At 64.9% G+C, this 12,718-nt stretch carries 17 protein-coding genes and 2 tRNA genes; 5 read left to right on the forward strand and 14 right to left on the reverse strand.

Annotated features, from left to right (window positions below; translation table 11 throughout):
• Window positions 1-60 precede the first annotated feature (60 nt).
• Window positions 61-1,041 (forward strand): flap endonuclease-1, encoded by a 981-nt coding sequence (fen, locus tag HUTA_RS12325; RefSeq protein ID WP_015790242.1) that lies wholly within the window; start codon window positions 61-63, stop codon window positions 1,039-1,041.
• A 33-nt stretch (window positions 1,042-1,074) separates the two neighbouring features.
• Here the strand turns inward: fen and HUTA_RS12330 are convergent, their stop codons facing one another.
• The 14 genes from HUTA_RS12330 to HUTA_RS12395 form a co-directional block, all read right to left on the reverse strand.
• Window positions 1,075-2,661 (reverse strand): molybdopterin-dependent oxidoreductase, encoded by a 1,587-nt coding sequence (locus HUTA_RS12330; protein ID WP_015790243.1) that lies wholly within the window; start codon window positions 2,659-2,661, stop codon window positions 1,075-1,077.
• Window positions 2,662-2,807: 146 nt separating this feature from the next.
• Entirely contained in the window at window positions 2,808-3,611 is an 804-nt protein-coding gene (gene rpsB, locus HUTA_RS12335; protein WP_015790244.1) for a 30S ribosomal protein S2, read from the reverse strand.
• Window positions 3,608-4,813: a phosphopyruvate hydratase gene (gene eno, locus HUTA_RS12340; RefSeq protein ID WP_015790245.1), complete on the reverse strand. Its 1,206-nt coding sequence runs from the start codon at window positions 4,811-4,813 to the stop codon at window positions 3,608-3,610. The genes rpsB and eno overlap by 4 nt, the downstream gene beginning before the upstream one ends.
• Window positions 4,814-4,815: 2 nt before the next feature.
• Complete coding sequence (locus tag HUTA_RS12345) at window positions 4,816-4,992, reverse strand: DNA-directed RNA polymerase subunit K (RefSeq protein WP_008523732.1); 177 nt, start codon at window positions 4,990-4,992, stop codon at window positions 4,816-4,818.
• On the reverse strand, window positions 4,992-5,186 hold the full coding sequence (locus HUTA_RS12350) for a DNA-directed RNA polymerase subunit N (RefSeq protein WP_015790246.1): 195 nt from the start codon (window positions 5,184-5,186) through the stop codon (window positions 4,992-4,994). Before HUTA_RS12350 ends, HUTA_RS12345 begins: the two co-directional genes overlap by 1 nt.
• A 14-nt stretch (window positions 5,187-5,200) precedes the next feature.
• Entirely contained in the window at window positions 5,201-5,599 is a 399-nt protein-coding gene (locus HUTA_RS12355; RefSeq protein ID WP_015790247.1) for a 30S ribosomal protein S9, read from the reverse strand.
• Window positions 5,593-6,033 carry a 50S ribosomal protein L13 gene (locus HUTA_RS12360; protein ID WP_015790248.1) on the reverse strand — a complete coding sequence of 147 codons (441 nt, stop codon included), beginning with the start codon at window positions 6,031-6,033 and terminating at the stop codon, window positions 5,593-5,595. The genes HUTA_RS12355 and HUTA_RS12360 overlap by 7 nt, the downstream gene beginning before the upstream one ends.
• The gene (locus tag HUTA_RS12365; protein ID WP_015790249.1) at window positions 6,030-6,380 is read right to left on the reverse strand and encodes a 50S ribosomal protein L18e; all 351 of its coding nucleotides are present in this window, start codon (window positions 6,378-6,380) and stop codon (window positions 6,030-6,032) included. Before HUTA_RS12365 ends, HUTA_RS12360 begins: the two co-directional genes overlap by 4 nt.
• Window positions 6,381-6,398: 18 nt before the next feature.
• Window positions 6,399-6,483 (reverse strand) — tRNA-Leu (locus tag HUTA_RS12370).
• Between the two features lie 117 nt (window positions 6,484-6,600).
• On the reverse strand, window positions 6,601-7,344 hold the full coding sequence (locus tag HUTA_RS12375) for a DNA-directed RNA polymerase subunit D (protein ID WP_015790250.1): 744 nt from the start codon (window positions 7,342-7,344) through the stop codon (window positions 6,601-6,603).
• Between the two features lies 1 nt (window position 7,345).
• Window positions 7,346-7,732, reverse strand: a complete 387-nt coding sequence (locus HUTA_RS12380) for a 30S ribosomal protein S11 (RefSeq protein WP_008523720.1) — start codon at window positions 7,730-7,732, stop codon at window positions 7,346-7,348.
• A gap of 4 nt (window positions 7,733-7,736) precedes the next feature.
• A complete protein-coding gene (locus tag HUTA_RS12385; protein ID WP_015790251.1) occupies window positions 7,737-8,246 on the reverse strand; it encodes a 30S ribosomal protein S4 in 510 nt (169 codons plus the stop codon).
• Window positions 8,246-8,776, reverse strand: coding sequence for a 30S ribosomal protein S13 (locus tag HUTA_RS12390; protein ID WP_015790252.1), 531 nt, complete (start codon window positions 8,774-8,776; stop codon window positions 8,246-8,248). Before HUTA_RS12390 ends, HUTA_RS12385 begins: the two co-directional genes overlap by 1 nt.
• A 19-nt stretch (window positions 8,777-8,795) precedes the next feature.
• Window positions 8,796-8,878, reverse strand: a tRNA-Ser gene (locus tag HUTA_RS12395).
• Between the two features lie 336 nt (window positions 8,879-9,214).
• Between HUTA_RS12395 and HUTA_RS12400 the strand changes: the two genes are divergently transcribed.
• From HUTA_RS12400 to HUTA_RS12415, 4 genes are all read left to right on the forward strand, one after another.
• Complete coding sequence (locus tag HUTA_RS12400; protein ID WP_245529109.1) at window positions 9,215-9,928, forward strand: hypothetical protein; 714 nt, start codon at window positions 9,215-9,217, stop codon at window positions 9,926-9,928.
• 66 nt (window positions 9,929-9,994) lie between these two features.
• Window positions 9,995-10,837 (forward strand): SDR family NAD(P)-dependent oxidoreductase, encoded by an 843-nt coding sequence (locus HUTA_RS12405; RefSeq protein ID WP_015790254.1) that lies wholly within the window; start codon window positions 9,995-9,997, stop codon window positions 10,835-10,837.
• Complete coding sequence (locus HUTA_RS12410) at window positions 10,834-11,556, forward strand: acetoacetate decarboxylase family protein (RefSeq protein WP_015790255.1); 723 nt, start codon at window positions 10,834-10,836, stop codon at window positions 11,554-11,556. Before HUTA_RS12405 ends, HUTA_RS12410 begins: the two co-directional genes overlap by 4 nt.
• Before the next feature lie 69 nt (window positions 11,557-11,625).
• Window positions 11,626-12,672 (forward strand): Mrp/NBP35 family ATP-binding protein, encoded by a 1,047-nt coding sequence (locus HUTA_RS12415; protein WP_015790256.1) that lies wholly within the window; start codon window positions 11,626-11,628, stop codon window positions 12,670-12,672.
• Window positions 12,673-12,718: the final 46 nt, after the last annotated feature.

The raw sequence follows: 12,718 nt of genomic DNA on the forward strand, positions 1-12,718 counted from the left end.
CGGACAGCCGCCCGTCGGGTGGCGGGGGATTCAAACCACTCAGGTGCCTACTGGACGGTCATGGGAAACGCCGATCTCCGGGATATCGCCGTCATCGAGGACGTCAGCTTTGACGTGTTGGAGGGCTCGGTCGTCGCCGTCGACGCCCACAACTGGCTGTATCGGTATCTCACGACCACGGTCAAGTGGACGAACGACGACATCTATACGACTGCGGACGGAACGGAAGTCGCCAATCTTGTCGGCGTCGTCCAGGGCCTGCCGAAGTTTTTCGAGGCCGACGTCACGCCCGTGTTCGTCTTCGACGGCGCAGTCACGGACCTCAAGGACGACGAGGTACAGCGTCGGCGCGAGCAGCGCGAACAGTACGAGGACCAACTCGAAGACGCTCGCGAAGCGGGTGACGCGGTCCGGGTAGCCCGTCTCGAATCCCGGACCCAGCGACTCACCGACGTCATTCTGGAGACGACTCGTGAACTCCTCGCGCTGCTCGACGTGCCGACCGTCGACGCCCCAGCCGAGGGGGAAGCGCAAGCCGCCCACATGGCCCGGCGGGGCGATGTTGACTACGTTGGCACCGAAGACTACGACGCCCTCCTCTTTGGCGCACCCTTCACGCTCCGGCAACTCACCAGTTCTGGTGACCCCGAGCTGATGGACTTCGAGGCGACGCTTGCGGAACACGACCTCTCCTGGGAGCAACTCGTCGACGTCGCCCTGCTCTGTGGGACGGACTTCAACGATGGTGTCCGGGGTTACGGCCCCAAGACAGCGGTCAAAGCCGTTCGCGAGCACGGCGATCTCTGGGGCGTCAGCGAGAACGAGGACGTCTACGTCGAGAACGCCGATCGGATCCGCGAGCTGTTTCTCGATCCCGCCGTCACCGAGGAGTATACCATCGAGACGAGTATCGACCCTGATCTGGCAGCCGCCCGCGAGTTCGTCACCGACCAGTGGGCGGTCGACGCCGAGGAAGTCGCTCGCGGGTTCGAACGGATCGAATCGTCGGTCGTCCAGACGGGCCTGGAAGACTGGACCTGACTCCAACTGGTCCAGTCATCCGCCCGGGACCACTCACAGCGAAACCGAACTCGAGTGCCAGCCGGCCGAGCCACTCGGGTGAGGCGGTGCCGTCTGGCTGGTCTGACGAGTTCCCTCGCCGTCAGTGGCCCGCACGACCGCGTCCAGTGGCCCCGCATCCGGGCGGTCCACGACGAGTTGCCACCGCCGCCAGGCGTGTGGTGAGATCGGCGCTTCGAGGTCCGCGTCGGTCCAGGTCTCGCCGCCGTCGAGGCTCACCTCGACGCCCTCGATCCCGCGGGTGCCAGCATACGCGACGCCGCCGATCCCGACGCGATCGCCACGTCGTTGGATCGCCCGGATATACGAGAGTGTGTTGACGACTGCCTCCTCGTCCCAGCCGCGCTGGTCCCAGTATGCGGTGTGGTCGCTGTCCGCGAGTTCGATCTCCGTGACCCACTTCGTCGACTTCATCCCGTATCGACCCGGGATGAGCAATCGAACCGGAAAGCCGTGTGCACGGGGCAACGCCTTGCCGTCCATGCCGACCGCCAGGATGATGTCGTCACGATCACGGACGACCGACCACGGGATCGCCTCGGAGTAACCGTCTCTGGCGTGTGTGACGACGTCGACCGCGTCGTCGGTGACGTTCGCCTCCGCGAGCAGTCTCCGGACTGGAATCCCGATCCAATCAGTGGTCCCGATCAGGTCGCCGCCGACCTCGTTGGAGATACACAGCGTCGTGACGGTCAGTTCCCGACGGTCGGGGTGCTTCCGGAGCGTCTCGTAGGCGAAATCGATCTCGTCGTCGACGGCACCCCTGATCGCGAGCGCCCAGTTCTCGGTATTGACCTTCGGTGCGGAGATGTTTTTGTCGACCACGAAGTGATCCGCGGCACTCTGACTCTGTGGGGGCATCCCCGCGAAGTCGAACGCGAAGTCGGTCTCGTCGTTCGAGAGTGACACCACGACTCCCTCGCTCGATCGCCGGGATTCAATGGCAGCTTCGTCACGTGCCCCTCTCGTGGTCGGCGTGGTCGTCCCGGTTTCGGTCTTCTCTTCGAGTTCGAGCGGTTCGCCCGGCTGTGGGCCACCCTTTGGGACTGGCTGGCCGATGAGTCTGGCGACCGCTCCCCCCGCAACTACCGCGCTGATTCCACCACCGATCCTGCCGAGTGCTCGCCGCCGCCCGATTGACGCGCGCGTTCCTGTGTATATCCACCAGACCATACCCGGACCCGTCAGCGCAATACCCGAGGCAAGCAGCCACCGGGTCGAGACCCCGCCCGCTGCCAGGTAGAAGCCCCCCGCCGTCGCGATCGTCGCCGTGACTGCGGTGCTCCGTAGCACTCGGCTCCGCTGGCGTCGGGAAACCTCGACTCTGTCGCCGATCGCGCCGACGATGCCGGCCGCGATGACGATGCCCACACCGACGCCGGCGACGAGTACCGTCTGGGCGGCAACGCCGAAGGTTTCGATCGCCCACGTCGCCAGCGAGCCTGGTGCCGTCTCGATGACGGTCTGGGAGATGACTAACAGCGGGTCCGAGCCGACAAGCGGCCGCGCCGCCACCATCGCCAGCACCCATGCAATGGCGCCAGCGGTCCAGGCGAACTCGCCTGTCGTGTTCTGTGGCATACGGTCACACAGGACTACGTGTGCTAATGCCTTGGGTAACCGGCGATACCGCGGGAACGCATCGCTCGCGGCCGACAACGAGTCGAAAACAAATGCACGAACGCGACGAACGTCAGACCCAAAATACGAGCGACTGCGTCGTCGAGTTAGAGGTCGCTCTCGAAGTCCGAGAGCGAGTAGGCCGGCTTCGCACCGCGGCGATCGAGCGTCTCGTTGGCGAGCAGCCAGTAGACGACGCTCAGTGCCTTCCGTCCCTTGTTGTTGGTCGGGACGATCAGGTCGACGTTGCCCGTCGTGTTGTTGGAGTCACACATCGCGATGACCGGGATGCCGACCGTGATGGCCTCCTTGACGGCCTGGGCGTCACCGATCGGGTCGGTCACGACCACGACGTCCGGCTCGATGTAGCCGTCGTAATCCGGGTTGGTGAGCGTTCCGGGGATGAACCGGCCGGTCCGGGCGCGTGCGCCAACGGCGTCGGCGAACTTCTCGGCCGGGAAGCGACCGTACTGCCGGGAGGAGGCGACCAGGATCTGCTCGGGCTCGTAATTGGCCAGGAAGTCCGCGGCGGTGCGGATGCGCTGGTCGGTCATGCTCACGTCGAGCACGTACAGCCCGTCGGTCCGGACACGGTGGATGAACCGGTCCATGTCGCTGGTCTTCTGCTGGGTCCCGATGTGAACCCCGGCCGAGAGGTAATCGTCGACCGGAATCAGCAGGTCAGCCTCCGATCGCTCGTCCGGCATGACGTTCTCATCGAGCTGGGCCGGACTCTCTTCGGCCGCGTCGTCCGTTCCAGCGTCGTCCTGTGCCCCAACCTCGTCGTCGCCCGACGGCTCCGCGTCGTCCGCCTCGGGCGCGCTCTCCTCGGTCACCACGCCGGCGTCATCGGCGGGCTCCGAGGCGGCGTCGGTCTCGTCTGCCTCGATGTCACTTTCCTCGTCGCTCATGCGTTCTCTTCGATCCTGATGAGTTCGTTCAGCTTGGCCGTCCGCTCGCCGGCCACCGTCCCCGTCTTGATGTAGGGGGCGGCCGCGCCGACGGCCAGGTGGGCAATCGTCGTATCCTCGGTCTCGCCCGAACGGTGGGAGACGACCGACTGGATGCCGTTCTTCGATCCGAGTTCGATCGCGTCGACGGCGTCGGTCAGCGTCCCGATCTGGTTGGGCTTGATGAGGATGGAGTTCGACGAGCCCAGGTCGATCCCTTCCTGGAGGCGCTCGACGTTCGTCACGTACAGATCGTCACCGCAGATCAGCGTCTGGTCACCGACGCGCTCGGTGAGTTCGGCGAAGGCCTCGAAGTCGTTCTCGTCGAGGGGGTCCTCGACGTAGGCCATGTCGTACTCCTCGACCATCTCGACGACGTAGTCGATCTGCTCCTGGGTGGTCCGGTCGGGCTCGCCCTCGTACTCGTAGACGCCTTCCTCGGCGTCGTACATCTCGGCGGCGGCCATGTCCAGCCCGAAGCTGATCTCGAAGCCGCGCTCGTCGCTGATCCGGTCGGTCGCCTCGGCGACGACCTCGAAGGCCTCGTCGTCGCCGATCGGCGGGGCCCACGCGCCCTCGTCGCCCTTGTTGACGGGCACGCCGCGACCCTCGAGGATCTCGCTGATCTCGGCGTGGACCTCGGCGTTGGCGAAGATGGCCTCCGTCACGCTCGGTGCGCCGACGGGTGCCGAGAGGAACTCCTGGATGTTGGTCGCCTCCTCGGCGTGCTCGCCACCGCCGACGACGTTGCCCAGCGGGGTCGGGAACTGATCGCCGCGGAAGGTGCCACCGAGGTGCTGATAGAGTGGCGCACCCAGGACGTCGGCACCGGCCTTCGCGGCGGCCATCGAAATGGCGACCGCGGAGTTCGCGCCGATCTCCGAGAAGTTGTCGGTGCCGTCGGCGGCGTGCAGTGCCGCGTCGACGGATCGCTGATCGCCGGCGTAGACCTCGCCCTCGAGTCGGGGGACGGCCAGGTCGCGGGCGTTCGCGATCGCCTCGCTCGGCGGGAGTTCGATCGCTTCGTGCTCGCCGGTGGAGGCACCGCTCGGTGCGGCAGCGCGACCGAAGCCACCGCTCTCGGTGGTGACGTCGGCTTCGACAGTCGGGTTGCCTCGTGAGTCCAGTACGCGTCGGAGTGTTACGTTCGTGATTAGCGTCATTGTTAGTTACCTCGATTGACCGTAAACGGCAGGACACCAGCGTCGTACTCCTCGGCCGCGATGAGGATCGGCTGGGTCTGATCGGTGTCGATCAGTACCGGTGCACCGTATGCCACCTGCAGCGCTCTGGCACCGAGAATCCGGGCCTTTTCGTAGCGGTTGTATTGTTCGTTCGGCATTATTGGTAGGGGGAAACCACGTCGACCAGGTCCTCGTGGGAGACGAGCATCCGGCGACAGCAGTGTCGATCGACGCCGAGTTCGTCGAGCACTGCCTCGGGATCCTCCTCGCCCTCTCGAGCCCGTTCTTTGAATTCCTCCCACTCGTTGCCGATCACAGTGCCACAGGTGAAACATCGAACCGGTATCATCATAACGTGTGGTCACCTCAGCGGTAAGATTTTTGGTATCGGGCGCGGGCACCAGGGCCGCCCCACTTCTTGGGCTCGCTCTGGCGCACGTCGTTGACCAAAAGCGAGCGATCGAACGCCATGTAGGCGTCCCGGAGTTCCGCGTCGTTGGTGTGCTGGACGAGTCCACGGGCGATGGCCGTCCGGATGGCATCGGCCTGTCCCATCACGCCGCCGCCTTCGACAGTCACGTCGATGTCGACGTTCTCGCGGAGATCGTCGTCGGCGATGCGGAACGGTTCGAGCATCTTGAGTTTCGCCAGCTCCGGGTCGATGAGTTCGACCGGGCGGGAATCGATCCGAATCCGCCCGCCGCCGTCCGACACTGTCGCGCGGGCGACTGCCGTCTTCTTCTTGCCTGACGTGTTCGTTACCATGTTACGTTCGCTCCGAGATCTTCCGACAGTTCGCCCAGTTGGACGAACTTGATGTTCGACAGTCGATCCAGTGACGTGCCCTCGAGGACGTCCGGTTCGTCTTCCTCGTAGGGGTTGCCCAGATACACACGGACGTTCTCCAGCGCCTCACGACCGCGTGGCTTCTTGTAGGGGAGCATGCCCCGAATCGCACGCTTGAAGATCCCGTCCGGGCGCGTGGGGTAGGCCGGCCCCCGGTCGGAGCCGACGTCGGTCCGGGTCTTGTACGTCCCGTAGACGTCATCATCGCTGCCGGTGATGACCGCCCGCTCGGCGTTGACGACGGCGATCGTTTCGCCGTCGAGTGCGCGCTCGGCCACCTGGCTCGCGACGCGACCCATGATGCAGTCACGGGCGTCGACGACGACGTCCGCATCGATGGTTGCGATACTCATCGGATCACCCGTACGTTCGAACCGTCCGGATTGTCTTCGAGTGCCTGTTCGACTCTCAGTGTCTCGCCGACCTGGTCGATCTTCCGCTCGGCCGTCGACGAAAAGTCGACGGCGGCGACGGTAACGTCCTTCTGCAGGACGCCGCTGCCGAGAACCTTCCCGGGAACGACCACGGTTTCGTCCTCCTGGGCGTATCGCTCGATGCGACCCAGGTTGACCTCCGCGTGGGTCCGTCGGGGTTTCTCTAAGCGCTCGGCGACGTCGCTCCAGACGTCACCGCCGCCGTCGCGGGCGACCGACTTCAAGTCGGCAATGAGACTACGCAGTCTCGGATTTGTTTTACTCATGACGTCCCTCCTGAAAAGTGCAGGGAGCAGGATTTGAACCTGCGGACCCCTACGGGACAGCGCCCTGAACGCTGCGCCGTTGGCCAAACTTGGCTATCCCTGCGAACATGATTCGATTCTGTCTGCCCCGTAAAACCCCTTTCGGTCGAACCGATGGACGCCGCGCTCGCACCACGAGGGGCAGGCGACGTCGGTGTAGGGGTTCGGGGGCTGGTCATCGTTATAGCTGGATGGTTTCGGTCAGTTCCTCGGCGCGGCCTCGAAGCGTGCCCACACCCGCTTTGACGAGGGTGTCCACGTCGAAGGACCCGTCAGTCTCGACGTGGAAGACGAAGGCATCGGTCACGTCTTCGATCTCGACCTGCGTGTCGGGGTATCGGTTCGTCAGATCGTGATCGAAGTCCTCGGTCGGGACGAGTTCTCCGTCGTCCTCGATGACGCCGCGGACGATCTCCGCGTCGTCGTCGGCGAACTCCTCGCGCTCGCCCTGGGGCTCGACGCGCTGGAGGTGTCGATAGGAGACGGCCACGCCACCCTGATGTTTCGCGTGCTCTCGCCCTTTGTCCAGCACGGCGTCGGCCTCCAGTTCCAGCCGCTGGTCGTCCTTGAGTTCGATGATCGGCACGTCCGGCTCGGCCGGCTCGACCATCTCGTCGTTGCCGACCAGGTCGCCGGAATAGGCCGTATCGGGGCCCTGGACGTCGAGCGCTAGCGTGACTTCGTCGCCGATCTCGAACTCGCCGACAGGGGTCGTCAGCGGCACCAGTCCGAGGCGGAGCCCGATCTGTTCGTCGAACATCACGCTGGAGTTCTCGATGACGCGGACGTTGTCGATACTGAACGTCGGCACGTCAGCGATCATCGCCCGGCGGACGCCGTTCGCGAACGCAGGTGTGACTCCCCGGACGAGAAACCGGGCCTCGCGTTCTCCGCGTTCGATGAACGTGACGTCGTATTCGGCCATGTTAGAATCCGCTGGATTTTGGGCTGCGGGTGCCGTCGTGTGGGATCGGGGTCACGTCTTCGATCCGACCGATCTCGAGGCCGGCGCGAGCCAGCGCCCGGATGGTCGCCTGCGCGCCCGGCCCGGGGTTCTGCTGCTGGTTCCCCCCGGGACCACGCACGCGGACGTGAACGCCCTCGACGCCCTGCTGGAGGACGTCCTCGGCGACGGTCTCGGCCATCTGCATCGCGGCGTACGGCGAGGCCTCGTCGCGATTCTGCTTGACGACCGTCCCGCCACTGGATTTTGCGAGGGTCTCGGCACCGGTCTGGTCGGTGATCGTGATGACCGTGTTGTTGAACGATGCGTGCACGTGGGCGATGCCCCACTTGGATTGCTCTCCGGACATGGTTTTATCGTTCCTCCGCGCGCTCGGGGTGGAGGTCGTCGGCGAGTGGGCTGTTCTCGTCGAATTCGATGGCGCCCTCTTCCTCGACGGCGACCGTCTTCGAGGGGATCGAAACCCGCTCACCGTCGACGGTGACGTGGCCGTGGCTGATGAACTGGCGGGCCTGCTGGGCCGTGTTGGCCAGCCCCTTTCGGTAGGCGACCGTCTGAAGACGACGCTCGAGGACGTCCGTCACGTCGAGCGACAGCACGTCGTCCAGGGCGTCGCCCTCGTCGAGGATACCGTAGCGCTTGAGTCGCGCGATGAACTCCTCGCTTTCCTCTGCCGTGCCACCGCCACCCAGCAGCTTCCGGGCCTCACGCCGGTAGGAACGAAGCTCCGACTGCGCTCGCCAGAGTTCCTCCTTGTTTTTGAGGCCGTACTGGCCGATGAGACTCTGCTCGTCGGCGATCCGTTCGCCCTGGAAGGGGTGGTTGGGCGTCTCGTAGAACTTGGTGTTGGAACCGAGTGCCATTATTCCTCATCCTCCTCGGCGGCCGCCGCTTCCTCGGCCTGCTCTTCTTTGATCGCTTCGACGTTGACGCCGATGGTCCCCTCGGTCCGGCCGGTGGATTTGGTCCGCTGGCCGCGGACCTTCTGGCCGCGCTTGTGACGAACGCCCTTGTAGGCGTTGATCATCTTCATGCGGTTGATGTCCTGCCGGCGGGTGAGACTGAGGTCGGTCCCGATCTCGTGGGTCGTCTCGCCGTCGAAGAAGTCGTTGCGGTGGTTGGCGAGCCACTCGGGAACGTCGTCGGCGAAGCCTTCGACACGGTCGACGATCGCTTCGATCTGATCGTCTTCGAGTCGGCCGAAGGTTTCGCGTCGATCGATGTCGACGTCGTTGGCGATGATGCGGGCCGCGCGTTGGCCGATTCCGTTCATGTCTGTCAGGGCACGTTCAACGGACTTCGTGCCGTCAAGGTCCGTCTGTCCGATGCGGACGAAATAGCGGAGGTCCTCGTCGTCCTCCACTTCGGCCGCGTCTGGGTCTTCTGCGCTCATATGTGGTGATCTCGTGAAACGTCGTGGCGGGGATTCGAACCCCGGAGGCTTTACGCCACATGGTTAGCAACCATGCGCCTTGGGCCGCTTGGCTACCACGACTCGCGGTCACGTACTCGCGCCCTCTCGGACTCGGGGCCAATGCCCCTACACGATGCGTACTCTCCCGTACCTGTCGTCGGTATATAAACGCAACGAAAGGGTCGCCGACGTGATGTGAACATGCATCACAGAACTTATGCTCGTCGTGATGCCATCTTTGCTAATATGAGTGATTGGTCCCCTGACGGATCGGACGGTGGGTGGTCCGAGGACAGGTCCGAAACGGAGTGGGGAACCCACGAGACCGACGTGGAGTGGGCAGCCGACGAATCCGAGACGGAAACGGAACAGCAACGGCTCCCCGGCCCTCGGGTTCTGCCAACCTTCCGGTGGGCAGTGAGCGTTCTCCGTGAGTCGCCATTCCTGCTCGTGGTGGCGCTCGTCGCCAGCAGCGTGACACTGGTCGCACTTCAGAGCCCCGTGGAGCTGTTCGCCGTGGGCGGTGACCTGCTTCGATGGGGTGTGTTGTTTCTCGATATCGCACTGGTGGCAGCCCTCGCTGCAGTCGTGGCCGAGGATACTTTCGAGGATCGCCACCGGACCGTCGTCGCACAGCTCGGCGCTTTCCTGGAGTCGCTCCCGGCCGTTTTGCTCACGGCTATCCTATTTGCGTTCCCGATACTTTTCGGCGTCTCTTTCCTGCTATCCGACGGCTACCTGCCGTATAAGCTTGTCATCGCCGTCCTCGGTGGGTATCTGATGGCTGAGCTTCTCGTCGTCGTTTCCGCTGTCGTCCTCGACCGATCGATGAGACAGGGACGAACCGCATTCGCCGAGTCGAGACTCGTTGCACTCGGGTTGTTCCTCGTCCTCACGCTGGGACATGCGCCGATCGTGCTCCTCTCGCCGACGCTTGCCGAGCCGGTCCTTGCGATGGTTCTCGCCGTGTGGGCAGGGGTGGTGACCGTTGTCGTCTCCCTCGCGTATACCCGAGTATACGTTATCCATGGCCCCAAGAAGCAGCGTCAATCCGGCAGCCAGGGAGGAGGCATACCGCGGGAGATGGAGGGTCGTCACGGCATGTGGCAACAACAAAGTGACGGAGCGTGATTTTGTCAGCTACTGACCTCGCTTCGAGCGGAACGACTTTCGGCCAGGGCTGTGATCGCTGTCTCGATGGAAACCGTTCTCGTTACCGGCGCTGGCTCCGGGATCGGTCGGGCGACAGCCCGCCAGTTCTCCGACGACGGCTGGCAGGTCTACGCCGTCGACGTCGACGCCGACGGACTCGGGGACCTCGACGGCTGTGAGACCGCCACCCTGGACGTGACCGACAGTGCCGCACTCGACCGGCTTTACGACCGGATCAGCGCCGAGGCCGGCGGCCTCGATTGCGTGGTCGCCAACGCCGGGTACTGTCAGCCGGGGCCGCTCGAGGACCTGCCGGCGGAGCGCCTCGACCGGCAGTTCGCCGTCAACGTCCACGGGACACTCCGGACCATCACCACTGGACTGCCCTTGCTACGGGAGCGAGACGGGACGGCCGTCGTCGTTTCGAGCACGCACGGCCGCGTGGTCACGCCCGGCATGGGCGCGTACGCGGGATCAAAACATGCAATCGAGGGAGTGGCCGACACTCTCCGGATCGAGGTCGCCGATCAGCCCGTCGACGTGGCATTGGTTGCACCCGCCTGGGTGGACACCGACTTCAGTGCCGAGTCAGATCATCTCCTGTCCGGGTTCGAGCGGTCAGACCGGTACGCGGATATCTACGACGCACTCGAAGGGCAAGCACTGCTCGGTGGCGGGCCGCTGGCCGTCTCGCCCGAACGCGTCGCGGCGGCGATCCAGGACGCCGCGACTGCGGATGATCCGGCTGCCCGGTATCCCGTCGGCCTGCCGGCCAGGCTGGTGCTGGCGACGCGCTGGCTCCCGCGGCCCGTTCAGGACCTGGGCCAACGAGTAGCGATCCGTACGCTCGCAGCCATCGAACGCTTTCGGGAGGCGATCGACGGATGACCGACTCGATCACCGTCTCGACTGGCCACACCTTCGAACTCCCGGTCTCCCTCTCGGCGACGATCGCAGGAGCCGTCTTTCCCGCCGATCGGGCGGCCGTCGAACAACGGCTCCCGGCCGGAATAGCGCCCGTTGGGATGCGGGCTGACAGTGCCGCGATGACCGTCCTCGTCGTCCGGTACGACCGCGTGGGCGAGGAGACCATTCCGCCCTATGATGAGGTCGGCGTCCTCTTTCCCGCAGTCGAGGCTGGAACGCGAACGATACCGCTGCTCTCATTGCTCCGGCGAGCGGTCAGCGGCTACGTCGAGACGCTTCCGGTGACGACCGAACCCGCCCGGGCCTTCGGCGTCGACATCTGGGGCTACCCAAAGCTCGTCGCGGATATCGACGTGACCGACGAGGGAAAGACACGGACCGCGACTGTCAGAGCCGATGGGGAGACCCTGCTCTCGGCCGCGATCCAGCGGCCGCCGACGCTGCCTGCCCGACTCTCCGGGTACAATTTCACGCTGAAAGACGACCGATTGCTCCGGGAGCCGACGAAATTACGGGGTCGCGTGGGTGCCTGGCCGGCCACTTCGCGAGCGTCGGTCTCGTTCGGCGAGCATCCGATCGGTCGGCAACTGGGCGCGATCGACGTGGGCGATCGGGCCATCCTCAGACTGGCGGCCGACTGTACGTTCACGATCGGTGCCGGCGAGCCAATCATCGACTGAATTCCCTGTGGGCGATCCGTCCGCGCAGGGTCACAAGTCTTTTCGCTCGTTCGGAGCCTACCGCGGTGTATGGACGAAGCCGAGCTGCGGGAACTGCTGGCATCGGTCGAGGACCCGGATCTTGACGACGACATCGTCTCGTTGGGCCTGGTCAACGACGTCGAGTTGGAAAACGGGACGGCACATATCGACCTCGCGCTGGGTGCGCCGTTCTCGCCGACTGAGACGACCATCGCCGACCGCGTCCGCGAGGTGATCGGCGACGCCGCACCGGATCTGGCCGTCGAGCTTTCGGCGACGATCGACCGTGGCACCGAGGGCGACATCCTGCCGGGCGTCAAGAATGTCATCGCTGTCGCAAGCGGGAAGGGCGGCGTCGGGAAGAGTACGACTTCAGTCAATCTCGCCGCGGGGCTCGCCGATCGGGGCGCTCGCGTCGGGCTGTTCGACGCCGACATCTACGGACCGAACGTCCCGCGGATGCTCGACGCTCACGAACGCCCCGAAGCCACGGACGACGACAAGATCATCCCGCCGGAGAAACACGGGATGAAGCTCATGAGCATGGACTTCCTGCTCGGCGAGGACGACCCCGTGATCTGGCGTGGGCCGATGGTCCACCAGACCCTGACTCAGCTGTTCGAGGATGTCCAGTGGGGCGAACTCGACTACCTCGTCGTCGACCTCCCGCCGGGCACCGGCGACACCCAGCTCACACTCCTCCAGACCGTCCCGGTCACGGGCGCGGTGATCGTCACGACACCGCAGGGTGTCGCGCTGGACGACGCCAAGAAGGGCCTGGAGATGTTCGGCAAGCACGACACGCCCGTCCTGGGCATCGTCGAAAACATGAGCTCGTTCAAATGCCCCGATTGTGGCAGCGAACATGCCATCTTCGGCGAGGGCGGCGGTCGGGAGTTCGCCGAGCAGGTCCAGATGCCGTTCCTGGGCGAGATCCCACTCGATCCGGAGATCCGCGAACGCGGCGACGAGGGCCGACCCGCGGTGCTGGCTGATGACCTCGACGTGAGCGATGCCTTCCGGAACTTCGTCGCCAACACGGCGAACAACCAGGGGATCGTCCACCGGAATCGGGTTGCAGAGCAGAGCGAGTGAGCGCTCGGGCGACAGTCCGGTCGAGCCGGGAAACGAATCGTTTTAG

It is taken from the genome of Halorhabdus utahensis DSM 12940 (assembly GCF_000023945.1).
In the GTDB taxonomy this organism is placed as follows: domain Archaea; phylum Halobacteriota; class Halobacteria; order Halobacteriales; family Haloarculaceae; genus Halorhabdus; species Halorhabdus utahensis.